At 38.5% G+C, this 26,693-nt stretch carries 27 protein-coding genes; 6 read left to right on the forward strand and 21 right to left on the reverse strand.

Annotation, left to right across the window (positions count from 1 at the left end; translation table 11 throughout):
* Nucleotides 1-242 precede the first annotated feature (242 nt).
* The 5 genes from LG336_RS18885 to LG336_RS18905 all read right to left on the reverse strand — a co-directional run bounded on the left by LG336_RS18885 (nt 243) and on the right by LG336_RS18905 (nt 5,791).
* Nucleotides 243-1,367 (reverse strand): conserved virulence factor C family protein, encoded by a 1,125-nt coding sequence (locus LG336_RS18885; RefSeq protein ID WP_404329039.1) that lies wholly within the window; start codon nt 1,365-1,367, stop codon nt 243-245.
* 103 nt (nt 1,368-1,470) lie between these two features.
* On the reverse strand, nt 1,471-3,354 hold the full coding sequence (locus LG336_RS18890) for an ABC-F family ATP-binding cassette domain-containing protein (protein ID WP_404329040.1): 1,884 nt from the start codon (nt 3,352-3,354) through the stop codon (nt 1,471-1,473).
* A complete protein-coding gene (locus LG336_RS18895; RefSeq protein WP_404329041.1) occupies nt 3,351-3,995 on the reverse strand; it encodes an HD domain-containing protein in 645 nt (214 codons plus the stop codon). Before LG336_RS18895 ends, LG336_RS18890 begins: the two co-directional genes overlap by 4 nt.
* A gap of 318 nt (nt 3,996-4,313) precedes the next feature.
* Nucleotides 4,314-5,162: a DegV family protein gene (locus LG336_RS18900; protein ID WP_404329042.1), complete on the reverse strand. Its 849-nt coding sequence runs from the start codon at nt 5,160-5,162 to the stop codon at nt 4,314-4,316.
* 98 nt (nt 5,163-5,260) lie between these two features.
* On the reverse strand, nt 5,261-5,791 hold the full coding sequence (locus LG336_RS18905; protein WP_404329043.1) for a hypothetical protein: 531 nt from the start codon (nt 5,789-5,791) through the stop codon (nt 5,261-5,263).
* A 167-nt stretch (nt 5,792-5,958) separates the two neighbouring features.
* Between LG336_RS18905 and metA the strand changes: the two genes are divergently transcribed.
* Together metA and LG336_RS18915 are read left to right on the forward strand one after the other, a co-directional pair.
* A complete protein-coding gene (gene metA / locus LG336_RS18910; protein WP_404329044.1) occupies nt 5,959-6,867 on the forward strand; it encodes a homoserine O-succinyltransferase in 909 nt (302 codons plus the stop codon).
* Nucleotides 6,868-7,204: 337 nt separating this feature from the next.
* The gene (locus LG336_RS18915; protein WP_404329045.1) at nt 7,205-7,420 is read left to right on the forward strand and encodes a hypothetical protein; all 216 of its coding nucleotides are present in this window, start codon (nt 7,205-7,207) and stop codon (nt 7,418-7,420) included.
* Between the two features lie 249 nt (nt 7,421-7,669).
* Here LG336_RS18915 and mntR read toward each other — a convergent pair whose 3' ends face one another.
* The 3 genes from mntR to LG336_RS18930 all read right to left on the reverse strand — a co-directional run bounded on the left by mntR (nt 7,670) and on the right by LG336_RS18930 (nt 10,744).
* Nucleotides 7,670-8,098, reverse strand: a complete 429-nt coding sequence (mntR, locus tag LG336_RS18920; RefSeq protein WP_404329046.1) for a transcriptional regulator MntR — start codon at nt 8,096-8,098, stop codon at nt 7,670-7,672.
* A gap of 79 nt (nt 8,099-8,177) precedes the next feature.
* A complete protein-coding gene (locus LG336_RS18925; RefSeq protein ID WP_404329047.1) occupies nt 8,178-10,340 on the reverse strand; it encodes a DNA topoisomerase III in 2,163 nt (720 codons plus the stop codon).
* A gap of 119 nt (nt 10,341-10,459) precedes the next feature.
* Nucleotides 10,460-10,744 (reverse strand): hypothetical protein, encoded by a 285-nt coding sequence (locus LG336_RS18930; RefSeq protein ID WP_404329048.1) that lies wholly within the window; start codon nt 10,742-10,744, stop codon nt 10,460-10,462.
* A 449-nt stretch (nt 10,745-11,193) separates the two neighbouring features.
* Between LG336_RS18930 and cspD the strand changes: the two genes are divergently transcribed.
* Nucleotides 11,194-11,394, forward strand: a complete 201-nt coding sequence (cspD, locus tag LG336_RS18935; RefSeq protein WP_046524220.1) for a cold-shock protein CspD — start codon at nt 11,194-11,196, stop codon at nt 11,392-11,394.
* Between the two features lie 125 nt (nt 11,395-11,519).
* On the opposite strand, the gene LG336_RS18940 is transcribed toward cspD, so the two are convergent.
* Both LG336_RS18940 and LG336_RS18945 read right to left on the reverse strand, forming a co-directional pair.
* The gene (locus LG336_RS18940; RefSeq protein ID WP_404329049.1) at nt 11,520-11,705 is read right to left on the reverse strand and encodes a zinc-finger domain-containing protein; all 186 of its coding nucleotides are present in this window, start codon (nt 11,703-11,705) and stop codon (nt 11,520-11,522) included.
* Nucleotides 11,706-11,722: 17 nt separating this feature from the next.
* On the reverse strand, nt 11,723-12,379 hold the full coding sequence (locus LG336_RS18945) for a reverse transcriptase-like protein (protein ID WP_404329050.1): 657 nt from the start codon (nt 12,377-12,379) through the stop codon (nt 11,723-11,725).
* Nucleotides 12,380-12,500: 121 nt separating this feature from the next.
* Here LG336_RS18945 and LG336_RS18950 point away from each other — a divergent pair, with 121 nt between their 5' ends.
* Entirely contained in the window at nt 12,501-12,908 is a 408-nt protein-coding gene (locus LG336_RS18950) for a reverse transcriptase-like protein (protein ID WP_404329051.1), read from the forward strand.
* On the forward strand, nt 12,905-13,849 hold the full coding sequence (locus LG336_RS18955; RefSeq protein ID WP_404329052.1) for a DMT family transporter: 945 nt from the start codon (nt 12,905-12,907) through the stop codon (nt 13,847-13,849). Before LG336_RS18950 ends, LG336_RS18955 begins: the two co-directional genes overlap by 4 nt.
* Before the next feature lie 26 nt (nt 13,850-13,875).
* Here the strand turns inward: LG336_RS18955 and LG336_RS18960 are convergent, their stop codons facing one another.
* Both LG336_RS18960 and LG336_RS18965 read right to left on the reverse strand, forming a co-directional pair.
* A complete protein-coding gene (locus LG336_RS18960; protein ID WP_404329053.1) occupies nt 13,876-14,148 on the reverse strand; it encodes a DUF6123 family protein in 273 nt (90 codons plus the stop codon).
* Nucleotides 14,149-14,220: 72 nt separating this feature from the next.
* Nucleotides 14,221-14,679 carry a divergent PAP2 family protein gene (locus LG336_RS18965; RefSeq protein WP_404329054.1) on the reverse strand — a complete coding sequence of 153 codons (459 nt, stop codon included), beginning with the start codon at nt 14,677-14,679 and terminating at the stop codon, nt 14,221-14,223.
* 160 nt (nt 14,680-14,839) lie between these two features.
* Between LG336_RS18965 and sspL the strand changes: the two genes are divergently transcribed.
* Complete coding sequence (sspL, locus tag LG336_RS18970) at nt 14,840-14,971, forward strand: small, acid-soluble spore protein L (RefSeq protein WP_404329055.1); 132 nt, start codon at nt 14,840-14,842, stop codon at nt 14,969-14,971.
* Between the two features lie 136 nt (nt 14,972-15,107).
* On the opposite strand, the gene LG336_RS18975 is transcribed toward sspL, so the two are convergent.
* From LG336_RS18975 to LG336_RS19015, 9 genes are all read right to left on the reverse strand, one after another.
* Nucleotides 15,108-15,974 (reverse strand): 5'-3' exonuclease H3TH domain-containing protein, encoded by an 867-nt coding sequence (locus LG336_RS18975; protein ID WP_404333221.1) that lies wholly within the window; start codon nt 15,972-15,974, stop codon nt 15,108-15,110.
* A gap of 198 nt (nt 15,975-16,172) precedes the next feature.
* Nucleotides 16,173-16,349, reverse strand: coding sequence for a hypothetical protein (locus tag LG336_RS18980; protein ID WP_404329056.1), 177 nt, complete (start codon nt 16,347-16,349; stop codon nt 16,173-16,175).
* 1 nt (nt 16,350) lies between these two features.
* A complete protein-coding gene (locus LG336_RS18985) occupies nt 16,351-17,112 on the reverse strand; it encodes a DNA polymerase beta superfamily protein (protein WP_404329057.1) in 762 nt (253 codons plus the stop codon).
* Nucleotides 17,113-17,124: 12 nt separating this feature from the next.
* Complete coding sequence (locus tag LG336_RS18990; protein ID WP_404329058.1) at nt 17,125-20,784, reverse strand: dynamin family protein; 3,660 nt, start codon at nt 20,782-20,784, stop codon at nt 17,125-17,127.
* Nucleotides 20,785-21,548: 764 nt separating this feature from the next.
* A complete protein-coding gene (locus tag LG336_RS18995) occupies nt 21,549-22,124 on the reverse strand; it encodes an isoprenylcysteine carboxyl methyltransferase family protein (RefSeq protein WP_404329059.1) in 576 nt (191 codons plus the stop codon).
* Between the two features lies 1 nt (nt 22,125).
* Nucleotides 22,126-23,211 (reverse strand): type III polyketide synthase, encoded by a 1,086-nt coding sequence (locus LG336_RS19000; protein WP_404333222.1) that lies wholly within the window; start codon nt 23,209-23,211, stop codon nt 22,126-22,128.
* A gap of 384 nt (nt 23,212-23,595) precedes the next feature.
* Nucleotides 23,596-24,369 (reverse strand): SDR family NAD(P)-dependent oxidoreductase, encoded by a 774-nt coding sequence (locus tag LG336_RS19005; protein ID WP_404329060.1) that lies wholly within the window; start codon nt 24,367-24,369, stop codon nt 23,596-23,598.
* A 302-nt stretch (nt 24,370-24,671) separates the two neighbouring features.
* Nucleotides 24,672-25,979, reverse strand: a complete 1,308-nt coding sequence (locus LG336_RS19010; RefSeq protein WP_404329061.1) for a nucleobase:cation symporter-2 family protein — start codon at nt 25,977-25,979, stop codon at nt 24,672-24,674.
* Complete coding sequence (locus LG336_RS19015; protein ID WP_404329062.1) at nt 25,976-26,572, reverse strand: xanthine phosphoribosyltransferase; 597 nt, start codon at nt 26,570-26,572, stop codon at nt 25,976-25,978. The genes LG336_RS19010 and LG336_RS19015 overlap by 4 nt, the downstream gene beginning before the upstream one ends.
* Nucleotides 26,573-26,693 lie beyond the last annotated feature (121 nt).

The raw sequence follows: 26,693 nt of genomic DNA on the forward strand, positions 1-26,693 counted from the left end.
TTATTTATTTATTTATATAATCCTTTTCAACTTAACAAACCCTCACCTAGAATTAAACCTCTTTTTGTCGACGAAAGTTCTAATTTTCTGACGGAAATCTCAAATTTATCTCAATTTAAAGGAATAATCACGTAGTGCTTTTGATTAGCTACGGTTTTTTTGTCGTAAACGCCCTAAAAAATAGTTCAAAAGAACTAGGTACTAAAAAAAGCCTGTCTCATATAAGAAACAGACTTCCTCTTTTAATTGTTTTTCCTTGCCTCAGTCATTTGCTTCCAAACTGACCCCTTCGCTTCTTCTCCATGTTCAATCCGAGCAATCGCTAGTTTTACTTGGAGGCTAACTTCAAACTCAGGGTCTTGCTCTGCTTTTTTTAGTGCAGGAAGAGCTCGTTCATCACCGACCTCATATAAAAACATTGCTGCACGCCAACGGACAAGCTTGCTAGTGTCATCCAGTGCCTTCATCATTGCTTCCATCGCTTCAGGATGCCCTAGATCGGATAAACAATCCCCAGCAGTTCTTCGAACGGTTACACTTTTATCCTTCAACGCTTTATAAAGGAATGGAAGTGCCGCTTTATCTTCAATCATACCTAGATAAACAGTAGCAAGTCTTCTAATTGATGCCTTATCATCGGATAAAGCTATTTTTAATAATGCTAGATCCTCAGCAGTTGGGTCAGGCATTTGTTCTAATAACTGATACCGTACTCGCCAATCCGGATGATTGAATTCGGTTATGCTGACTTTCTTCCGTTCCTTCCCTGTCAGTTGCGTTTCGGGTTTTTTTGCCTGTTCAACCAGCGCATTCAACCTCTCAGGTGGATAGGCTGCCATCAGCTCTTCTTTCATTTCGGCACCAATTTCATCCCATTCACCATAGCGGACTCCATAATCCTTCCATCTTCTAACCATTACAAGATTGTCATCTGGCCCTTGAACATCAAGGGCTGCTTTGGCAAATACTTCAGGAAGTGCAAAGCGCTTTTCTTCTGTTCCATCTGTCAACTTTATTTGAACAGGGACTCCTTTATACATATGAACCTGAACTTTAATTTCACCAAAATGTTCATCGATTTCAGGAGTTTGTTCACTTGCATCTCCTTGCTCCTGACCAAATGCTTTGCGAACTTCAGGTAAAATCACCTTCCAGTCAAAACGGGCATTCCGTTCCACAGCAAGAAAGTCAGCTACATGATAGACCCCTTTTACCCCGTCTATTTCAAGAATTTTTTGAACGACCTCTGGTGCCCCATCTTGTGCTTCTTTTTTATAGTTATTGCTTTTGCCCATTGGAAGCTCTTCATCAAGATTGATTTTCATCGTATTCGGGCTTGGAGTCGGTTCGATTGATATTATTTTCATGATTCCCACCCCTATATTTTGGATAACAGTTATTTTATCATAAGAAGTTAGCTTGTTCATGGACTCTGCTTAATAGCACCCGCAAAAAGAGTACGAAATATTCTTAATCAGCGAATTCAGATAAATAGCTCCAGCGTTCAATCAACTGTTCAAGTTGTTCATTTAACTCTGCTTCTTCCTTCATTAGACTCTGACCTTTTTCAAAGTCACTTCCAATTCCAGCCATCTCCGATTGAATTTCTTCTATCCTTGCTTCAGTTGCAGCTATTTTATCTTCAATTTCGTCCCATTCTCGTTTCTCCATATAAGACAACTTTTTCTTCTTTGGTTGTTTGTCCTCAATATCGACTACTTTATCCTTTTTTACGTCGGTCACTGGAGCAACTTTTTCCGTCTGCTTCTCCAAGTAATCCGTATAATTGCCATAAAACAAGGAAATCTTTCCTCCACCCTCCAATACAAGCAAGGTGTCCACCGCTTTGTCAAGAAAATACCGGTCATGGGAAACAGTGATAACTACACCTGGGAAATCTTCGAGATAGTCCTCTAATACTGTCAATGTCTGTGTATCAAGATCATTTGTAGGCTCATCAAGGAGGAGGACATTTGGCTCTTCCATTAGAAGTTTTAATAGATATAAGCGACGCTTTTCTCCACCAGAGAGTTTACGAATTGGCGTACCATGACTATATGGAGGGAACAAGAATCTTTCTAGCATTTGTGCAGCTGATATCGTTTTTCCGTCAGAGGTATGGACGATTTCTGCTGTCTCCTTTAAGTACTCAATCATACGTTTGTTTTCATCTAAATCTTCGTTTTCCTGTGTATAGTAAGCGATTTTTACTGTTTGACCAGTTATGAGTTCGCCAGAGTCAAGCGGAAGTCTACCTGAGAGAATATTGAGCAATGTAGATTTTCCTGTTCCATTTCGGCCAATAATCCCTAATCGATCTTTAGGTTTGATAAGAAGGTCAAAGTCATGAAGAATGATTCTATCCTCAAATGACTTTGTCGCATCCTTTAACTCAAGGACTTGTTTACCTAGACGACTGCCGCTAAGGGATATATCCAGTTTTTCATTTATCTTTCCTGAAGAAACCTGTGTTTCAAGCTCTTCGAAACGCTGAATCCTGGCCTTCTGTTTGGTTGACCTGGCCTTAGCGCCCCTCCGAATCCATTCGAGCTCATGACGAAAAAGATTCTTTTGCTTATCAAGTGTGGCTGCCTCATTTTCTTCTCTAATCGCCTTTGCTTCTAAGAAGCTTGCATAGTTCCCTTTATAACTGAATAGGGAGCCTCCGTCTATTTCAAATATCCGATTCGTCACACGATCAAGAAAGTAACGGTCATGCGTCACGAGTAGCAATGAGCCTAAGTAACGACCTAAATATTCTTCGAGCCACTTAACCGTTTCATAGTCAAGATGGTTCGTTGGCTCATCGAGAATAAGTAAATCTGGTGCTTCAATTAATACTTGAGCAAGTGCTACACGTTTTTTTTGGCCTCCAGAAAGCTCAGCCGTTTTTTTAGTAAAATCAGGAATACCCAGCTTCGTTAAAATCGTTTTGGCTGCAGTATTGGCATCCCATGCATCTGCACTATCCATGTGTTGTTGTAGGTTCATTAGCTCTTCTTGCACCTTCGTGTTGTCAGGGTTCTTTTCCAATCTTAACAAAGTCGTTTCATAGTCTCTCATTAACTTTAGGATTGGTGCTTCTCCGTAAAACACTTGCTCAAGCACTGTTAATTCAGGTTCCAGATCCGGCTGCTGTGATAAATAGCTAATGTGATAATCTTTACCAGAAACAACCTCCCCGGTATCCGCCTGGTCTATTCCCGCAACTATTTTTAATAATGATGATTTTCCTGTACCATTTACGCCAATTAGCCCGACCCGCTCGCGCTCCCCAATCGTAAAATTGATATCATGAAATAAAACCTTTTCTCCATAAGACTTTGTAATATTTTCAATCGAAATCATTTTCAAGCCTGACCATTCCATTCCCTATAAAATTGTTTTAGAAAATCGTCCATGAACTCATGCCTCTGTTCAGCAATCTGGCGAGCTGCGTCCGTATTCATCAAATCTTTTAGCTTAAGTAATTTTTCGTAAAAATGATGAACCGATGAGCTTTTTCCTGTTCGATACTCCTCATTCGTCATCTGAGTACGAACTTCAATCTCTGGATCATAAAGGGGCTGCCCCTTTTTCCCTCCAAAAGCAAATGTTCTAGCAACGCCAATTGCCCCTATCGCATCAAGACGATCAGCATCTTGAACAATTTTTGCCTCAATACTCTTTAAATTTGTTGCACGTCCCCCTTTGAAGGAAACAGATTCAATACAATCTACAATATGTGAAACAACAGCACTAGGAAGTCCAAGACTGTTTATGTACTCATTTAGCTTCCTCCTTCCAGCTTCTTCAGAAGTATTCAATTTCTCATCAGGGATATCATGAAGTAAGGCCGCCATTTCAATCACAAAGAGATTTCCTGCCCCTTCTTTCTGCTGGATTAAAAGGGCATTTTTCCAAACTCTTTCTATATGATACCAATCATGTCCTGTTGCTTCATTCTCTAGCACACCTCGGACAAATTCTTCTGTTTTCTTAATTATTTCATTCATTCGAACACCTTCTTCCTACCGTGCTATTTTAACACGAATAGTAGTTAATCCTGTAGACTAGAACATTTACATATAGGCTGTTTTCGTAAAGATTGTTATTAAAATTGTAAAAATCTTAAAACCGATTTTTACTACCTAAAACCGATTTTAACGAAGGATAAGCTATTTTGTACGTTATAGTAAGTTTGCAAGCTCTTTTCTCATAATTAAAATGCTATTTTTCAGAGAAACAAAGCCTCATCCATCCTATTTTGTATCCAAAAGCAACAAAGTTTGAGAAAAGAGCCTACATATAAAAAAGTGCCAATAAAATGGCACCTAGATTTGTTCATTATACCAGCTAATACCGATTGTGTCCTCACCAGCATGGACACCGATAACAGCCCCAAGTGGATAACAGCTAAAGCGAATTTCCTTGAATTCAGCTTCTAATTCTTGCTTCCACTGATTAGCTGTTTCTGGATGTAGTCCATAAAGCAACCATGCCTCATTAAACTTATTCTTCTGGTAGGCCGTTCGGAAATGATCGAAGATCTTCTCCTTCGCTTTCTTTTCACTACGAGCTTTATCCCTAACCTCTAACGCACCGTCTTCAATCGATATGATTGGCTTAACCTTCAATACACTCCCAAGAAAGAACTTTGCACTGGACATACGGCCACTTCGATGTAACTGTTCTAGACTTCCTATCAACACATACGTTTCATTGCGATCACGAATTTCCTCCAACCTAGTCTTAATTTCTTCTACGGTAGCTCCCTCTTCGGCCAGTGCTATTCCTTTTTTTATTAGCGCTGTCTGGGGATATGTTAGTATTTTTGAATCGATTGAGGTGACTGGCTTATCAAGGAGTTTGGATGCCTGCTCACTAGAGTCAATCGTACCACTAAGCTTTTTTGAAATCAGAACAGCAATAATTTCATCGTATTCCTTACTTAACTTGTCATAGAGTTCCTTGAATGCTCCTATCGCTGGCTGAGAGGTTTTCGGCGGCTCTTTTGAAGTCCTCAGCTTGGCATATAACTCTTCAGCTGTTAAATCAACACCATCCGTGTAGGATTCCCCGTCAAGTATAATCGATAACGGAATGAAGTAAATATCAGGATGATTTTTCAATTCCTCATCTAATATCGATGTACTATCAGTAACCCATGCTATTTTTGTCATGAGTAACTCCCCCTTTACCACATGTATATTTTAATAAAAAAAGATTAAGACAGCTTTTCCCTTATCTCTGCTAATTACTGTTACCCCAGTTAATTGTCTTACCTTACGACGCCTTCAAGTTCCTTTAAGGTTAAAACGATGTAGTCGATCATGTCTGTTAGGTCCCCTATTTGGTCCTCTACTACAAGCCTATTAAATTGGACAGTTGCTTCGTTAACGATTGTAACTGTTTTTTTTATGGGGTTTATTTTTACAACTTGTTCTATCTTTCTCTCTCCACCCCAGATTTCCTCCAAAACTTTCTGAATGTTAAAAAATATTTTTTCGTCATTAGCGTGAGTTAAATGAAATGCAACGGTAACTACACAACCCGCACTGGTACTTGAATCGCCCATCTCTAAAATTTCTGCAGCAAGATTCTTAAGTCCAGCTTGAATTTTAAGTTCCGCATGGAGGTTACTTCTGTTCGATTGGGTTAATGAGAAAGCAAGCTTAAATGTCCGCGATAAGTTCGCCAGATCGACTAAATCCTCACGATTAGTAACCAATAACTCTCCGTCAAGGTCTCTGTCATAAATTGCACCTTCAACTACTACCTTCATATTATCGAATGCAGTTGGATCAAACATTTTACACACCACACTTACCTGTTTTTAGTACCATTATTGTACCATTTGTCTTTTGTTCCATGAAAAAAGTTCGATTTATCTAAAAAATTAGGATTCTTAAATTGCTAGAAAGTAGAACTGCCTTTATAATTAATCGTACGGAAATGATGTAAAAGGAGGGGTATGGATTGCCAATTACAATTCCTAGGCTTTTGCCAGCTCGGGAGATACTTGAAGAAGAAAATATTTTTATTATGGATGAGGATCGGGCGAGTCAACAGGATATTCGACCATTAAATATCTTAATCTTAAATTTAATGCCTGAAAAAGAAAAAGCGGAAGCACAATTTTTACGTTTGCTCGGCAATACGCCACTCCAGGTTAATATCACGTTTTTAAAAACGGCTACATATGAATCCAAAAACACTAGTAGATATCACCTGGAACAATTTTATACAACTTTCGATGAAGTCAAACACAAGAGGTTTGATGGGATGATTATTACAGGAGCGCCAGTAGAGTTGATTCCATTTGAAGAAGTAAGCTATTGGAGCGAACTTAAAGAGATATTTGAATGGACAAAAACAAATGTCACGTCGACCCTGCATATATGCTGGGGTGCTCAAGCTGCCTTATACCATCATTACGGGGTTGGTAAGCAAGAACTACCGCAAAAGTGTTCTGGTATATTTGCGCATCGAATTTTTGATAAAAACGAGAAGATTTTGCGTGGTTTTGATGATGTATTTTTTGCACCTCATTCCCGTCATACTGATACATCAGAAGAAGCTATTTTGAATTCACCAGATCTAAAATTATTATCTTCCTCTGAGGAAGCAGGGGCTTTCATCGTTCAATCTATAGACCGTAAACAGATTATGGTAACAGGTCATTTAGAATATGAAACAGACACGCTAGCAATGGAATATACACGGGATTTGGAACGAGGTCTAACCGTCCCAATACCCTCTCACTATTTCCCTGGGGATAACCCATTACAACCGCCAATCAATTGTTGGCGTTCACATGCGCATTTATTTTTCTCGAATTGGCTAAATTATTATGTGTACCAAGAAACACCGTTTGAGTGGAAATGAAAGAACCAAAGGAGTATTCTTTTTTGAAGAATAACTCCTTTTCTTTTGTATAAAGTCTGTTTTCTAAAGATTGTTGTTTAAATTGTAAAAATCTTAAAACCGATTTTTACTACCTAAAGCCGATTTAAACGTAAGATAAGCCATTTTGTGCGTTAAAATAGGTTTGTAAGCTCTTTTCTCGTAATTAAAGGCAATTTTGCGATGAAACATCGTTTATTCAATTCCATTTTATAGTCAAGAGCAACAAAGTTTGAGAAAAGAGCCTATATAAAACTTAAACACTTTGTTTATTTTCCCCTAAAAAATGAAACACTAGGAAACGAAGGGAAGTGAATAGATGAAAGAAGAAGAGCTAACAGGTTTGTACCGTAACAATGCTGGAGACATTATTTCTTTCTTAACATCAGAAGGCAGGGTTATTTCTTACCGTAAAGCATTGATGGAAGCCGAGGAGGGTACTCTCACTGGCATTAGCATTGAAGAACCAGGTTCAAACGAGCCCCCACTCAGCTTTGAATCCACATTCATAGATCAGTTACCTGAACTCTATTAAAAAGGCTCTTTTCTCAAACTTTGTTGCGTTTTATACAAAATAGGATGGATGAAGCTTTGTTTCACTGCAAATAGCTTTTTAATTTCGAGAAAAGAGCTTGCAAACTTACTATAACGTATAAAAAAGCTTACCATGCGTTAAAATCGGCTTTAGGTAATAAAAATCGGTTTTAAGATTTTTACAATTTTAACAACAATCTTTACGAAAAAGCCATTAAAAAACACCTGACGCATCAGTCAGGTGTTTCATTTATTCTTCATTATCCTCATTTTTTCGCTGAATTTCTCTTAAAGATTCCAGTCTATGATTATCTTCCTCGAAATATTGAACTAAATCTCCGATACGATCAATCGCATCCCAACTTAAATGGTGCTCTATCCCTTCAACATCCTGATAGATATTCTCATCTTTTACACCGATTATTTTCAATAATTGTTCAAGCAATTCATGGCGATAAACCAAGCGTTTCCCCGTTTTCTGACCCTTGGCAGTCAATACAAGGCCACGATACTTTTCATAAACCAGATATTGGTCCTTATCTAGCTTTTGAACCATTTTGGTTACCGAGGAGGGATGGACGGATAATGCTTCAGCGATATCTGATACCCTTGCATATCCTTTATCCTCAATTAATATATAAATCTGTTCAATATAATCTTCCATACTAGGTGTCGGCATCCCTTAACCTCCAATATTCTTCCATGACCAACATAAATTTTACTATAAATGCTGTTTTTAGACAAGAATTGACCATATTTCACCCGTTGTTGGCAAAGTTAAACTTTGTTTTAGCTTCTTTTTCATCCCAAGCAAGATGGGCATTAAAGGCCTTTTCTTTTCCCTTGAAACCCTCAATTACCTCAGTAGCACCTTCCTTTAATAACTGTTTAATATGTTTTTGTGTTATGTTCTTTCCAAGTATCTTTTTCGAGATACTGAAGGAACATTTTGTTTTTTGATAGTTTGAACACCCGTAAAGGCTTCCTTTATCCACAACACTACCACCACATAGTTTACAGTTCCCTAGACTTGTACTCCGTACCTTTTTTCCATTCTTTTTGCCTGGTATAAAGGCATCCTTTATTTCTGTCTCGAAGCTCCAACTTGCCGAAGCTTCCGTTGTTTGCAAGACTAAATGTGCGACCATTTTTTCTGTCTGTTCAATGAATTGTTTTGGTGAGGCTTCACCCTGGCCTATTTCTTTTAGCCTTTGCTCCCATTTTGCGGTCATTTCAGGTGAGGCTAGGACTTGTCCACCTAATGCTTGAATGAGGATTTTTGCTTTAGCCGTGGCATAAACGAGGTTTTTCTTAATATCGATATACCCTCTGTCCTTAAGCATTGTAATAATGCCTGCTCTAGTTGCTTCGGTTCCAAGGCCTTCGGTTTTCATTAACACTTTCTCTAATTCTTTATCTTCTATATGCTTCCCGGCTGTCTTCATTAACGTTATTAATTGACCCTCCGTATAACGCTTTGGCGGCTGTGTTTTGCTTTCCTTTACTTCTACTTTCCGCACCTCACCCGTCTCCCCCTGTAAAATCTTAGGGAGTTCGGGGTCTTTATCCTTCTCCCTTTGAGGAAGAACTTTGCGCCAGCCCTCTTCGAGTTGAACCTTTCCTTTTGAAACAAAATCTGCCCTGCCATCCACTTTTGTTCGAATCGTTGTGTATTCTGAAACCGATGCAGGATAATGAGCAGCAATAAGGGTTCTAGCTAGTAGATCATAAAGCTTCATTTCATCCGGGGTTAACCTATTCAAGTTGGGTACTTGTTCGGTTGGAATAATCGCATAGTGATCGGTTACTTTCTTTTCATTTACATATCGATTGTTGTTTTGGATGGAACCAATTGGTAACGGAAAAAGCTCCTGATATTCCTCGCTTGCTTGGAACTTTGATAAGATTGTTGGAAACCCCTCCGCCTCTCCTGGAGTAACATACCTTGAATCAGAACGAGGATATGAAACAATCCCGCGTTGATATAGTCCTTGGAGAACATCAAGAGTTTTCTTAGGTGAAAATTTAAACCTTTTGTTAGCATCTGCTTGTATGGCAGACAAATTATAAAAAAGCGGGGGAGAAAATTCTTTTTTCTCCGATTTTACTTCAACAGCTTCGGCGGGTTTTCCCATACAAAAACCGGCTATCTTTTCAGCTAGTTCTTTCGACTTAATTCTTGAATCGCTGTCTTTTTCCCATTTCCCATTGTACTTTTTACCACTTAGATTGAGATGAGCGATAACCTCCCAAAATGGTTCGGAAACGAATTGATCAATTTCCTGCTCGCGCTTCACAATGAGTGCGAGTGTAGGCGTCTGCACGCGTCCTAATGAAAAAACATCAGAAAATCCTTGCTGTTGGAGGAGCAAGGTGTATAGCCTTGAAGCGTTCATACCCACAACCCAATCGGCACATGACCTTGTATAAGCCTCAAAGTAAAGATTTTTTGTTTCTGATTCATTAAGGAGTTTTTGAAATCCTTCTCGAATGGCTTTTGGGGTTAACGACGATATCCATAACCTTTTCATTGGTTTTGAACACCGTGCAAGTCGTAGGATATTACGGATAATCAATTCCCCTTCTCGCCCTGCATCTCCGGCATGAATAATTTCCGTAATCTTTGAATCAGAGGATAGATTTTTAATGATTGAAAATTGTTTTGTTTTAGATTTCACGACTTCATGCTGGAACTGCTCCGGAATAATTGGCAATGTAGATAGTGACCACTTTTTCCAAGAGGCGTCATACTTTTCAGGAGCAGCTAGTTCGGTTAAATGACCAATTGCCCATGTGACGTAAGCTCCATCAGGGAAAATCTCATTCGGAAGGATTTCAATGAATCCTTCTCGTTTTCTCGTTTTAAAAACGGAGGCAAGCGTCCTGCCCTGGTCAGGCTTTTCCGCAATAATTAATTTCATAGTTCCTCCTATACACAATTCTAAAATAAAGTCTCATCTTATTTTAGCCGAGCATATCTTAAAAGGTAAAGACACAAATAAAAAGAAGCAGCTTTTTCCAGACTGCCTCTTGCTAATGCTTATACTTGGTAGGGATCAATACTCGACTCATTTTTAATAAACCATTTTTCTTTAGGAACAATTGTGGATACGGTTAAGATAGACGATGGGACTTTTTCAATATTAAATACAATAACTCCCATTTCTTTATCAAATAGTAAAAACGAGTCTCCATGAGAGAAGCCCTTCAGTTTCGGTCCCTTTATCACAGAGTGGATAATGCTTTCTCTTTCTTTCTCTTCTATTTCCAGATACTGGGAAAACCTTAAAATCCAATCACGTCCGTCAATTGAGAATCGGTACATACTCTCACCCTTTTCTCTTTTAAATAGGCTCTTTTCTCAAACTTTATTGCTCTTGGATACGAAATCGGTTGCATTTAACTTTGTTTCACGACAAATTGGCCTATTAATAATGAGAAAAGAGCGTGCAAACTCCCTGTAACGTACAAAATAGCTTATCTTGCGTTAAAATCGGCTTTAGGATTTTAACAACAATCATTACGAAAACAACCTTTAAATAAAAGTATGAGAGAGTCATAATTTTTATTCTATTTCTTTGTCCAAAGTCTGTGAACTTTATGCAAATTCTTGCATTGTCATCTTGACTGCCGAGGGCCCATCATGTATATTTAAAGCATCATTTATCAGAATATATTATTATTTTAGAACTAGTTAAATATATATCTGCTAAATGAAAATTTTTACTTTGACACTCGATTGTGTCTCGAAAAGGCTTAGGAGGAAAAAGTAACATGCAAAACGGTAAAGTAAAATGGTTCAACAATGAAAAAGGTTTTGGTTTTATCGAAGTTGAAGGCGGAGACGATGTATTTGTACATTTCACTGCTATTCAAGGAGAAGGCTACAAGTCTCTTGAAGAAGGCCAAGAAGTTTCTTTTGAAATCGTTGAAGGAAATCGCGGACCTCAAGCTGCAAACGTCGTGAAATTATAATAGATTATCAGTAGTACTTGAACTGAGGCTGGCCTAGTGCCAGCCTTTTTTATGGTTAACCAAGAAAGCTAAGGCTAATCGTATGCGCTGGGTACATTCAGTCTCCTCACTTACTATTCAGTTGTTTATATTTCATCTAATAACTTTTCCCCACATCCCCTTATTTTTTCACCAACCGTGCAGTTCTTAATGCAAAAATGGTGAGCATATCGTTTTCCATAGTCTTTTTTTAACTGTTGCTTTAAAAAGCAGCCACTGCAATAAGTATTAATGAGATTTTCTACCTCTGCAAGTACCTGTTTTCTTGACAAAATTGTTTCCACCTTTCTCAGAGAATTTGCATCTTACTGTAGATTGATTTTCCTTCGAGTGCCTGGGTCGCTAATTTATCCGCTTCTTTGTTTAATTTTCTTTCGATTGGGAGGTATCTCGGATGAATCCCTAATGCTTTAATTTTCTCTTCAATTCGATCAAGCCACCGATTTAGCGTTTCCTCATAACACGGCCATTCTCCTTCAAGTTGCTTTAGGACTACCTGTGAATCCCCTTTAAAATCACATGGAAGATGATGGACATCTAGCTCCTCTAACAAGTTCAAAGCAAAATAAAAGGCAGCATATTCGGCCTCATTATTCGTGTCAAGTTCCCCTACGAGTTGGTTCGCTCTCAGTCGATATTTTTTCTTTCCTTGTTGATAATAAACAACCGCGCCTAATCCTGCTTGATTATTTTCACGTTCAAAACCACCATCAAAAAAGACCGTTAGATTATGAGGTTCTTCTTCTATTTCGCTAAGGAGCTTCTTCATTTCTTTAATTGACCAGGATGTACCAACCTCATCAGCAAAAGAAATTTCAATGGCCTTTCCTGAACTTTCTAGGGCTTCTCCCGTAGCTAAAGCATGGTCCCCTTCTAGCCAGTCAGAAGTAAAGGCTACCGGTTCTTTTCCCTTTAATTTATACTTCCATTCCAATTTATATTTCATTTTTGTCGCCTCTCATTTCAGAATTATACTAAGTTGTTTTATACTAGTTCTTATTAGCGTTCTCATCTAAAATATTATGATACACTGAAATTATACAATATATGAATAGGGGAAATGATTCTTGATTGAGGTTTATATTGATGGAGCAAGTGCAGGTAATCCTGGTCCAAGTGGAGCGGGAGTCTTTATTAAGGCAAATGGAGAAGTGTTTTCTTATTCTATTCCTTTAGGGATCATGTCGAACCATGAGGCAGAATATCACGCTTTTATCAAGGCATTGGAAATTTGCCATGAAAAGGGATTTAAAACGGTATCCTTTCGAACAGATTCTGAGCTTGTGGATAGGGCAGTTGAAAAGGAATTTGCTAAAAATCATACTTATAAGCCATTGCTTGAGAAGGCATTAAGTCTAGCGGGGCAATTTGAGCTTTTTTTTATGAAATGGATCCCCTCCTCGACGAATAAAATGGCCGATGAGCTTGCCCGTAAAGCAATACGCAACAATACACTAGAGGGAGAATCCGAATGAAATCTTCTTCTCTTGCTGATTTTTCTTTGTTATTTGTTGCCTTGATTTGGGGAGCCACTTTTGTTGTCGTCCAAAATGCGATTTCATTTTTGGAGCCATTAACCTTTAATGCTGTACGATTCACAATTGCAGCTACACTTTTGGCCCTATGGCTACTGTTATTTGAACGAAAACAATTAAAAAGTTTCAATAAAAAAATGCTAGGAGCTGGTCTGATTCTTGGATTTTGGCTCTTCATTGGCTACGGCTTTCAGACCTTAGGTTTAGCGTACACCTCCTCCTCTAAGGCGGCTTTTATAACAGGGCTTAGTGTTGTGATGGTTCCATTGTTTACAATCTTTCTTTTACGTAAGCGGCTTTCTTTAAATGCCTATATTGGCGTTGTTACGGCAACAATTGGACTTTATCTATTAACAATGACCGATGTGTCGGGATTGAATCTTGGCGATGGGTTAGTGTTTATCTGTGCAATTGGCTTTGCCCTTCAAATTCTATTAACAGGTAAATACACGAGCCAATACCCTACTTTACTTTTGACGGTTATCCAGATTACAACCGTTGCTGTTTTATCTACTATATCATCTCTATTGTTTGAAAATTGGACGCAAGCATTTGAACCAACGATCTTGTTCACTACCGAAGTAGCATTGGCTTTAGTTATTACTGCCGTTTTTGCAACAGCACTTGCTTATCTTATCCAAACGAACTTTCAAAAATATACAACGCCAACAAGGGTTGCTCTCATTTTTGCGATGGAGCCTGTGTTTGCAGCTATTACAGGTTATATGTGGGCTGGAGATCGACTTTCCTTAAGTGCTATGTTAGGTTGTTTACTCATCTTTGCAGGAATGATTTTCGCTGAAATTCCTACAAATAAACGTTTGCTAAAACTAAAGAACACTGTTATCCAAGCAAAAAAAGGAGCTGATTCAGAGGTGTAACAACCTCGAATCGGCTCCTTCTCTAGTTATGACAAAGGGAGTATCTGCTTAGCCTGTATATAAGCAAGTGCTTCACTACGTTCTTCAATCCCGTTTGCCTTAAAGCTCTCCAGCAATGAAATATAAAAGCTTCCATCAAACTCTTTTTGTATTTTTAACGTCAGCTCTATCGCTGTTTTTATTAAGACATCCGATGCTTCGGTATATTGTTTCCCGAAGTAAATGAAGCCAATTGCATCTTCCCCAAAATGAAAGCCCTTGCTTCTTAAAATGAGCAAGTATTCCTCTAGTGTACTCATTTAACGGCCAACCCTCTCTGGTGAATCTCCATTTCCTAAATAGATATTACCAAATAATTCGACAAACTTCTATCATTTTTTCGAAAATTGATACCCAAGCATTCCTAGAAATATCCCAACAGCTGCACCTGCAAGAACCTCGCCAGGCTTATGTCCAAGAACCTCCTTCAGTGGTTCAGGAGTTTTCTCTTCGTATTTAACTGTCTCATGGTCATGAATCTTATCAATCAATTCATCAAGGTCATTTACCTTTAATGTTAGCTCACCTGTCTGCCTTCTTATACCTTGAGCATCATACATAACAATCATTCCAAATACAACCGACAGGGCAAAATCGATTGTTGGTACTCCTCGTTTCAAAGCAACATAAGTACTCAAAGACGATACTCCGGCCGAATGGGAACTTGGCATTCCTCCTGTAGCAAAAAACAAATCCGGTTTCCATTCTTTATGTTTTAGAAAATGGATTGGAATTTTTAACGCTTGTGCGATTCCGATACTTGATAATGCGATGACTACACCTTTATTCAAATCGCTCACCTCATTATTAATTTGAAAAAAAGCGTCTGTTTTTATTCTTTAGAAGCATAATAAGTATGAAATAAACTGAAATAGCCCTTTAAATAGGGGATTCTGTTTCAGTAAGGCTGAAGATAATCAGCCGCTACTTAATCGTAAGGAGTGATTTGGATTGAGTAAAAAACATGGACGAGGAACGAAGGCACCTGGTGTTAACCCACAGGGATATGGACAAGATGCTGAGTTAACGGAAAGTCCTAAAACAAAACTCGAGAATGCTGCGAAAAGAAGTAATACAAAGTGAACAGCGTAAGGCACGTTTAGCTTAGTGCATAGTAGCTGGGTACTGGAGCTAGACATTTTCAGAATGATAACGCTAATAACTAGTAGTCCTTAGATCCAACAAAAAAACGGCCGAAAAATTTCGGCCGTTTCTTGGACTAAGCGAGTTCCTTTTCGTTAGGTATAAATTTATGCAAGCCTTTAAATTCCACTTCCTGAAATTTATTTAGCACCTTTTCACGATTAATTTGGAGTGATGCTGTTTCTAGAGAACAACTCACCTCGACATCGCATTTAATTGCAGCAAGTTGGCGACTAAGGTGAAGCATTTCCAAATCCTGCTCAATTTTAGCACGTTGGGATTTCGTTATTGAATTGAGATTCTCTAATATTCCCTCCACATTATCAAACTGTTGGAGTAGCTTAATAGCTGTTTTCTCCCCAATTCCTTTAACGCCAGGATAGTTATCACTAGGATCTCCCATCAATGCCTTTAAGTCTATCATCTGTTCTGGCCAGATTCCTTTTTCATTATATAAAGAATCACGATTATGGACTTGATAATTTCCATACCCTTTTTGTAATAAAATAACAGAAGTCCGATCATTGATGAGTTGGAGGATATCTTTATCACCAGTTAAAATAGAGACTCGAACGTCCTCATGAGCTGTCCGCGCAATCGTTCCGATGCAATCATCCGCTTCATAGCCAGGCACGCCAATATTAGGAATATCAAATGCTTCTACAACTTCCTTAACGAGTTCAAACTGAGGTATTAGTTCAATCGGTGCTTCGCCACGATTTGCTTTGTAATCGGGGAACATCTCTGTTCTAAATGTTTTGCTGCCCATATCCCAACAGACCGCAACATGACTTGGGTTGAATTTTCCAATAGCAGTCATCATATGCTTAACGAATCCCTGTACGCCATTCGTCGGGACCCCTTTAGTATTAATCATAAATTGACCTGTTACTGCAGTCGCATAAAAGGCACGAAATAATAAGGCCATACCATCTACTAACATTAAGTTTGAGTTTTTCAAATTATATTTCCTCCTTATTCTTCTTCAAGCAATTCTATCCTTGAGATTTCAGGTGGACTTTACGAAAGACAACCTATCCATTATAACATGCTTAGGAGAAATTTGAGGATAAGAGAATAAATTGGTTCCTAGAAACATAAGGAAGCTCGGTTTCCCATATATTCCGACACCTTTAGCGTTTCAACGTTTTCTTTTTTCCATTAACTTTTTAACCTGTTGTTTAGGCTCCCAACAATTGAACTTATAATTGGTTTTCGTTTCATAACCGAGTCGATCACAAAAATACTTCATTCCATCTTCTGTTCGAAGTGCACGGAAATTGACACAAGAAGCACATACGTGAAATCGGTCCGCCATCTTACTCCCTCCAGAGGCCAATTATCTCCCATAGCCATTCATTTAGTGGTTTGGTCAGATTCGTTCCTTTTGCCAAAGCGTTTATTTCTTCTGATTTATATTCGTTAATTAATTGTTCAACCAAGATATAAGCGCTCTCTCTATCTTCCTCTATAATAAGCTCGCCTCTCTTCTTAGCGTTTATTAAATTTACAAATACCCTGTGTTCAGGACTACAACTCATATTGTTTATATGGGCTTCGCTTGGAATAAGTTGACCTGAGACGGTACTGGACTGAACTAAACCTCGAAAAATCATCAAAGACCTAAGACAATATAGAAGATGTTTTTGCTCTTGGTTTGTAAATTTACTTCGGTCAATTTCTTTAATAATGCGCCTGGCAAGATTTAAATAATGCATACAAAGTGAAAAAGGGGAATACCCCCTTTTCACGATACGCTGCAATTTTGTTTGAAAATTATCTTTATTTAGATAAACATTTGGAGAATAGGACCACTCAAACAAATTAGGGTTTGACTTTCGAAGTAAGCGAAAAGCCTTCTGTATATCCCAGCCTTGAGCATCATACGGAGATTTAACCGTAATGACCTCTAGGGGCGGATCAAGCGAAAAATAATTACGTGTATCATGATGCTTATAGATAAACCGAATATCCTGATCCGAATGTGGCGAGGCATATCCCCATGCGCGGCTTCCCACTTCACAAGCAAACAAAATTTCAATCCCATATTCTGCTTCAATATGATTTAGCCATTCCTTCATTTGTTCACGTCCTTAAGAAAGAGACTTCACCTTATAATAGGTATCTTTTAGTTCATCTATAGGAAAATCGGTTGAAAGAGTCGACTTAACACCTGTGTAATATTCTTCCGTCTGTTCAATCCACTCCGTTCGAACGTGTTCTAGGTGCTTTTCTAGAGCATAAAGATAATGTTCTTTCAAGGACCTGCCTTGATCATGCAAATAATCTTCTGCTGGCTGCTGTAAAAGCCTTTCAATTTCTTCACTCATAGCTCTTTTCTCGTCTTTTTCAAAGAAGGCTTTTGGATTTTTAAACATCCCAAGTGCTTTCTTAAAGATCTTCTTATCTAGGTCTTTGAACGCTATGGTAAAATCAATTTTCTCGAAATCAGTTACTTCTAACCTTGAAATAGATAAATCGGCAGACAATTTTTGTACTTCATCACTTAAGCGTATCTGAAATTCTTCTAACAACTTTGTAATGAAAGATTCAACCCTTAACGTTGTAGCTCGCATTTCCTGAAGGAAATCATACCCTATTGATTCAATTAATTCGTCAAGAGCTGATTGCAAAGCTTGTTTTAAGTCGCGACCATCATCTTTAATCACCGAAGGATTAAACGATTCCCGGAAAAAGTCACTAAACCTTAAAAACACTCTTTGTTTAATATAGTAAACAAGCTCATCAGCCTCTTGGTTAAGCTGTTTTTGTAAAAAGTCAGTGTCTTTGGCTGAGATATGCTGAAGAACTGCTAGTCTTTCTTGTTCAAGCGTAGCGAGTTTTTCTTCTTTTTCTTCTTGACCTTCTTCAGCAGATTGCAGGAGCTTACCAAGAGTCTGTAGGGATAATTGCCATTTCGCTTCAGCAGACTCCATTGCCATTTTCATTAAGTCATTAGAAATAAACGAATAGAAGGATTGTTCAAATTGGTCAAATCTAGAATCCCCCACCCTATTCTCAGTTTTTTCCTTTAAAGCTTGCAGACTAGAAACTGGGTGTAAATGCGGGTTCCTTATCCCATATTGCACTAACTGACCTTCAACATATTCTAGAACGTCATCCATTTCATTTTGCGAATTTGCCAAATCAATCGCATTAACTATAAAAAACATTTTATCAAGCTCAAAGGTATCCTTCACCCGTCCAAGTTGAATTAGAAATTCTCTATCTGCTCTGGAGAAGGCGTGATTATAGTAAGTAACAAACAGAATCGCATCAGAGTTTTTAATATAATCAAAGGCGACACCTGTGTGTCTTGCATTGATTGAGTCTGCCCCCGGTGTATCAACAAGGCTAACGCCTTCCCTAGTCAACTCACAATCATAATAAACTTCAATCCATTCAACAAAACACGACTTTTCTTCATCAGCTACGTACCCTCGGAATGAATTCAAATCAGTTGAGAAAACATTCCCCATCTTACCTTCAAATAAATGGTATCCTGCAGTGAAGGCCCGTAAAAACGAATGATGAAGTTTTTCTGCAGCCCCCGTAGTGGCTTGACTCATTTGAATAGCAGCAATTTTTTCAAGGGCCTGAGTAAAATCGACTGCTTCAAGATTAAAAAGCTTTAAGGAGCGATTTATTTCCTCAAGTAATTGTCCAGTATCTTTTACCTTCACTGAAACGGTCCCATGTGGGTGCTCAACATCAACTGGTTTAATTTTATTAATTGCAGCGGTTGTTGGATTCGGTGATACAGGAAGCAGATTTTCTCCAATTAGCGCATTAGCAAACGAGGATTTCCCAGCACTAAATGCACCAAACAACGCAACCGTGAACTGCTGATTTTCAAGTCGATGAGACTTCTCTATGAGCTCTTTTCTAATCCTTTTTAACCCAGGCAAACTTTCGACTTTATCAGCTGTCACTCGTAGTTTTTCAACCAGCTTGTTTACCTCGGCATGATAGTTTTTCAGATTCTCTTTACTAACTTTTTCGCTTTTAGACTCTGCGGTTCTACTAGCTTTCCCTTCAGTTTGCTTTTCGGGAGTGTTCTTGCCAGAATTCAGAACAACTTCTTCATCAATCTCTGTAATGAACAGAGAGGTTGCTTCCTCCATAAGGGGAGGGGACTGAACGTCTCCATATAAAACCTCAAAGATTGCCTCTTTCCTAGTAGAAAGCAATTCTTGTCTTTCCAGCAACTCCTCATAGGTGTCAACCAACTGCCGAAGGTTTTCTTCCTGCTTTTTCGCTTCGGCCATTTCCAATTCGGATAATGATTTAACGGCATCTAGATATGCCTCTCTAAAGCTTCTAAGCTGTTCACGTGCTTGTTTTTTTAACCCTTCTGCGACATCGGTTGTATAATTTAGGACATAATCACCTGATACAACTGCACCTGTTTTAATCGTTTGTTGAAGCAGTTCTTTTGGAAAATCGACTTTAAAAGATTGGGCCATTGTCTGAAGATTACCATTCTCGATTCCTTGTTCCTTCAAGCTAGTAAGGAGAAATTCTTTTAAGTGCCAATCCAGTTGTGCTTGGACCTTTTCTGCTAAATCTTGATAAAACAGGTCGCACCTATTTGCTCGTTCTTGAAGTGTCTTCTGTTTAGCAAAAAACAAACCTACTTTAAAATCAGGTTGCATCGATGTAAGGTAGGATTCTGCTAGTTCACGAGTTTTGAAAGGCATTAAGTAGGCATTCTTTAAAATATCTTCCATTCCATTGATGAATGTCGAAAGCACACTTACTTCCTGGCTTTGTAGTTCTTTAATTTTTGTTTTTATTTTCGAGTGTTCTTCCGTTAACTGATCCCAATCCGCTTCAGGGACCTCCTGTAAACGGTCTGTTAGGATGGATATCTTCTCCTCAGCAGTCTCTGTCAAAAGCTTCACATGATCTTCTGAAACTTTAACAAGCGATTTAAAGACAGACTCTGGAAGCATTTTTTCGCGCTTTTGAATTCGCTCTTGTAAAAATTGTTGAAGCGCATCAAATTGGTTATGCTTCATGTTCGGTTTTTTTAGCGATGTAAAATAAATCCCTTTCGGATGGACACCCCAAGCAGCAAATGAGTCGACTACACTCTTCTTAAAGTCTTCAAACTTTAGTTCTTCTTCACGATGCTTATCGATCATGTTGACAACTAGGTATAGCTCTTTCCCCGCATCGGTTAATTCCTTTGTAAACAGAAAGTTCAGCTCGGATTGGACATGATTATAGTCCATCACATATAAAACTAAATCAGCTAAATGGAGAGCCGATTCCGTGGCGATTCGATGAGCATCATCTGCGGAGTCAATTCCTGGAGTATCCATTACAACCACATCATTTAATAGGCCTGATCCCTTATGACTAATCTCTAAAGATTCAATCTGGTCCCCATCCTTACAGTAATTTTTTACTGCGTCATAATCATATGGGGCAGGATATAACCTTGGTTTTCCCTCTTTAAAGTAAACACGAGCATATTCTTCTCCAGATTTAACCTTTACCAGATTGGCACTTGTAGGGATTGGACTTGAAGGAAGGATGTCTTCTCCAATTAAGGAGTTGATCATGCTTGATTTTCCAGCAGAGAAATGGCCACAAAATGCAATCGCAAATTCTCTTTCTAATGTTTTTCTTCCTAGTTCCCTTGACTTTGCAGATGCATCGAGATCTTCATGTTTTGAAAACAGACGATGTAGCTTCATGATTTTCCCTAGAAGCTGTTTATCCTTTTGAGCAACTAATAGACCCATAAATTAAACCCCTTGTGACGAATTTGTGAACACCTCCATTTTATATGATTTTTCGTTTTATTCCCAGAATAAAGTGAAACTTCTATCATTAAGGCTCTTTTCTCAAACTTTGTTACTTTGAATATAGATTATTGGGAATTAAGCTTGGTTCACTTCAAAATATCGATTATTATGAGAAAAGAGCTTGCAAACTTACTATAACTTACAAAGTAGCTTATCTTGCGTTAGATTCGGCCTTAGGAATTTAACAACTATCTTTACGGAACAGCCACTATTAAGGCTCTTTTCTCAAACATTGTTGCTTTTAATAAAGATTATTGGGAATTAAGCTTTGCTTCACTTCAAAATATCGATTATTTTATGAAAAAAGAGCTTGCAAACTTACTATAACGTACAAAGTAGCTTAACTTGCGTTAGATTCGGCCTTAGGAATTTAACAACAATCTTTACGAAACAGCCACTATTAAGGAACTTTCCCAAAATAAAAAACCCGGTTACCCGAGTTTACAAGAGTAAGTATAAAGTTATTGCGGTTTCCCAACGTGATCTAATACATATTTCATAACAACAGAGTACACAGCTACAGTCGAAATAACAAACAATGATGTCATTGTTTTCCACCATCCTTGTAGATGCTATTTAATTGAGAATAATTTTCATCCTCAATAGAAATTTTATCATGTTTCAATCCACTCTTCAACATTCTGTTTCGAATTGTCATACTTATTTAACAAATTAAACAGGCCGACTATGGACAACTATAATTAAGAACTTGGGTTTTTCCCCCCTTTCAACACCGGGAGGAATCGCCGATGTCCTTCAAGCTCAGTGTCATAACCAGTCCACGTCGTAAGCGCTCTCTCTTCTGCCGGTATTCGAACCGAGAGTATCATGATATTTAGCATTGTAAATAAAACCGCAGTAGTATAAGCATTAAATAACATTGGGATAAGAATGATTTCTAGTGCAACTATGACATAATTCGGATGCTTAATAAATTGGTATGGACCCTTTTTCACAACTTTAGCACCTGGAAGCACAATAATCTTTGTATTCCAATATGGACCAAGAGATCGTAGGGCCCAGATCCTCATTGCCTGTGTGAAAAGGAAACCAACTAACAATAAGAACCAAAAACGGGAAAGTTCCCGTTGAAAATACAAAACTTCAAAAATCAACGTGATGATGAAAGCTGAATGCAGCAGGACCATGATTGGATAATGACCTGAGCCAAACTCAACCGCTCCTTTCGCTTTCATCCAGCGTTCATTTTTTCTCGCGATAGCTAATTCAGTTAGTCGTTGAATAATGATAAAAATTATAAATAAATAAAAGAACATCTTACTGCCACCTCATTAGCAGCATTTCCGAACTAAACCCTGGTCCCAATGCTACAGCAAGACCAATATCTCCCGATTTTGCCAGCTCCATGAACCTTTTCAAGACATATAGAATCGTAACAGAGGACATATTCCCATACTCCTTAAGGACTTGTAGGGGAATTTCAGTCATGCCTTTAGCTAGGCCTAGAGCCTTTTCATACGCATCCAACACTTTCTTACCACCGGGGTGAGCAATAAAATGATCCACCTCACTTATCCTCCCACAATGTTCTTGTAAGAAGGACTGTACGTTCGGTTCTAACCAATTTTCAACGATTGTAGGAATATCCCTTGAAAAAACCACATGGAGTCCTTCATTCTTCATATCCCATCCCATCACATCAAGAGAATCGTTCATCAATGTTGATTTTGTCGCTACTATCTTTGGTAAAGCTTCAAGCTTTTGATAAGGATGCAGGTTCGCTTCATCCCCGCAAACCACCACTGCTGCAACACCATCCGCAAAAAGAGAAGAACCGACAAGATTGCTTTTTGAGCGATCATTTCTTTGAAAGGTCAAGCTACACATTTCAACCGCTAGTACGAGCACCTTCGATTTAGGAAAAGCGAGACAGTACTCATAGGCCCTTGATAGTCCTGAGGCTCCTCCTGCACAGCCTAATCCCCAAATTGGAATACGCTTTGTGTGCGCGGAAAAAGGAAGAAGATTCATAATCCGAGCCTCCAAACTCGGGGTTGAAATTCCTGTACTCGTTATCGTAAAAATGGCCTCGATTTCTTCATAAGGAATATCTTTGTTTAAATACGTAGAGGTAGATAAACATTTTTCAATAGCCTCTACTCCTAAAGCAACTGCAGATTCAAGATAAGCATTATTTTTTTCCTGAAGAGAATGTTCTGTCTTAAACCAATCTAGTCCTTTGGCGAAGTGACGCTTCTCAATTTGTCCGTTTATAAAAACCGGTAATAACCTATTTATATCCTGAAAAGATTCCGAAAATAGCTCTTTAGCAAATTCCATTACTTGATCCTGATTGATAGCAAACGGTGGAATCGCTTCGGAAACAGATAGAATCGTTGGCATCATGCAACTCTCCCTATGTATAATAAGGTTACTTTTACCATTATTTGAAAGAGTATTCACCTATCTTAAATAAAGGCTGTTTTCGTAAAGATTGTTGCTTAAATCCTAAAGCCGATTTAAGCGTAAGAACAGCTAGTTATTAGGTTTTCAATTCGTTTGCAAGCTCTTTTCTCATTAGTGATTTTTTTGGTAACTCAGAATGACTTAGATTATTGGTTTTTACTCTTTAAAAGCAATAAAGTTTGAGAAAAGAGCCTAAATAAAAAAAGGCCTCCCCAAGAATTGGGAAAGCCTAACGTTTTGAAGGAGTTGTTGTGCTCCTTTATTATATCTGAGTCTGTTCCTGATTACAGTACATAATCTTTTCCAATTTTAATCCAACCATTAAAATCCATGAATGGTCATCCCACCGTCAACGAATAATGTTTGGCCACTCACGTAACTTCCAGCTTCAGAGCTCAAGAATACAACTGGTCCAACAAGCTCTGGGAGTTCCCCTACACGCTTCAACGGGGTGACAGCTAGAATGTCCCGCACATAGTCTTCATCTGCTAGTAATTTTGCTGTAAGTGGAGTTTTAAAATACCATGGTCCTATAGAGTTTACATTGATTCCATATTGCCCCCACTCCATTGCAAGGACCTTTGTCATTTGAATCATTGCTGCCTTTGTAGATGCATAAACGACACCTGTTCTTAAGGCAACATGACCCGCTACTGAAGAAATATTAATTATTCTGCCTCCTGTAGGCTGTTCCTTCATGATTTTGCCTATTTCCTGTGCAAACATAAAAGCGGACTTAAGGTTTGTATCCATTATGGTCTGCCACTCTTCATCGGTTACCTCTAACGCTTTTGAACGAATATTCATTCCAGCATTATTGATAAGAATATCAATGTTTTTCCATTCGCCTTGTACTTGTGCAACTGCCTGTTGGACTTCTTTCCTTTTTGTTACATCAGCCTGTAAAATCAGCGTTCTGCTCCCTAATTCATGTATGATGGACGCTGTTTCTTCCAAATCCTCACGGGTTCGAGCTATTAAGGCTACATCTGCTCCCGCTTCGGCAAGTCCTACTGCAAGTGCTCGGCCAATTCCTCTCCCTGCTCCAGTTACGACGGCTCTTTTTCCATCCAGTCGAAATGAAGGTAAAAACATATGTATCACCATCCCATAGATGCATTTCAGTTTATTTTATCATGATTTGGTATTTTACAGACAAATAAGCACCGATTAAATCGGTGCTCATTCTAATTGTTATTTTCAGATTGGTTTTGAACTTCAATCCAAATCTCCTTTAGTTCGACTGTACCACAACACGTACAGTTGGATGACTGGTTGTATAGTCGCCGACAACGGTCACAATAATATTTACGCATTTAAATACACATCCCTGACATCATTCATTTTCTATTAGTTTATTAAAATAAGTCAGAAATGGTCCTTAAAATGACGAAAAATTATGATGCTTTTTGCTCGTTTAAGACCGATCCAGCACTCTTCTTAAATGGGATTACATTAAATAATATGTTTAACATAATCGCTGTTAAACTTCCTGCCACAATCCCATTACTTGTTAGGATTTGGAGGCTGCTAGGGAACTCAGAGAACAAATTAGGTACGGTTGTTACTCCCATGCCCATTCCCACCGAACAAGCAATTATCAATAAGTTTTCTTGTGACGAAAAGTCTACTTTCCCAAGCATTTTAATCCCATAAGCCATAACCATACCGAACATTGCTACCATCGCTCCCCCCAGAACAGCTGAAGGAATAACTGTGGTTAAGGCTCCGATTTTCGGCATGAGTCCTAATACGATTAATAAGCCTGCGGCTGTATAAATGACGTTCTTAGTTTTAATCCCAGACAACTGGATGAGACCAACGTTTTGCGAAAAGGTTGTGTAAGGAAATGAGTTGAACAACCCACCAAGAATTATCGCTATACCTTCTGCACGATACCCCGAAGCCATATCTTTCCCCGTAAGTTTCTGTTTGTAGATATCACCCAGTGCTAAATAAACGCCAGTTGCTTCGACCAACCCTACCAAAGATACTAGAATCATCGTTAAGATAGGAGTTACCTCAAATGTTGGCATTCCAAAATATAATGGAGCTGGCATATGAAACCATGATGCTTCAGCTACTGATGAAAAATTGGTTTTCCCCATAAACGAAGCTACGATTGTTCCAGCTACGATACCAAGTAAAATTGCAATGGAGCGAAGAAATCCATCAGAAAACCTAAACAATAGGATGATAAAGGCTAATGTCCCAAAAGCAAGAGCAATATTTGATAAAGAGCCAAAGTCTGCACTACCCTCGCCACCGGCCATATTATTCATTGCTACTGGAATCAATGTAATCCCAATTATGGTTACAACGGATCCAGTTACAACTGGTGGGAAGAAACGAATTAATTTCCCAAAGGATCTAGAAATTAGAACAACAAATAATCCCGAAACAAGGATAGCCCCATAAATAGCAGAGATTCCATATTCTGCCCCGATTGTAATCATTGGACCTACCGCCGTAAAGGTACACCCGAGGACAACAGGGAGCCCAATTCCAAAAAATCTATTTTTCCAAACCTGGAGCAATGTGGCAATCCCACACATTAAAATATCAATAGAAACCAAATAGGTTAGCTGTTCACTTGTAAGTCCGATAGCTCCTCCAACAATTAATGGAACAACAACCGCACCTGCATACATGGCTAAAACATGTTGAATTCCAAGGGAAGCGATTTTGAAGGGGTTGTTAGTCATTTTAATACTTCCTTTCTATTATCTATTAAAAACTCAACCTGTTTATTTTTTAATGTTTTAATGCGTGCAAGAGATTCTACTTTGAACCCCATTTCCCTTAGCTGGTCTCCACCTTCTTGGAAGGATTTCTCAATAACGATTCCGATTCCAGCGACTGTGGCCCCTGCTTGATGAGCTAAATCAATAAGTCCAAGGGCCGCTTGACCGTTCGCAAGAAAATCATCCAGAACCAAAACATGATCATTCTTCTGTAAAAATGAACCAGAAACCGATACCTCATTGTATTCATTCTTCGTAAATGAATATACTTTAGCATTTAGAAGGTTATCTGTTAGGGTTAGCGATTTTCTTTTTCGTGCAAAAATGACAGGCACATTCATATATAGACCAGTCATCACTGCAGGAGCGATTCCTGATGACTCAAGGGTGAGAATTTTCGTAACTGGTGTATGACTAAATCTAGCAGCAAACTCCTTACCAATTTCCTCCATCAATTTCGGATCTACTTGATGATTTAAAAAAGAATCGACCTTTAAAACATGATCCGATAATACTTTACCCTCTGTTAAAATCTTGTTCTGTAGTAACTCCATGATTTCCCCCTCTTAATTAACAAAAATGAAAAATGCCTGGAAGTCATGCTTCACTCATTTAATGAATGAAGCAATGACCCCCAGGCATTTAGCACAAAGGTATGTAGAGACTCCGAATAAA

It is taken from the genome of Mesobacillus maritimus, from assembly GCF_044803185.1.
In the GTDB taxonomy this organism is placed as follows: Bacteria; Bacillota; Bacilli; order Bacillales; family Cytobacillaceae; genus Mesobacillus_B; species Mesobacillus_B maritimus_B.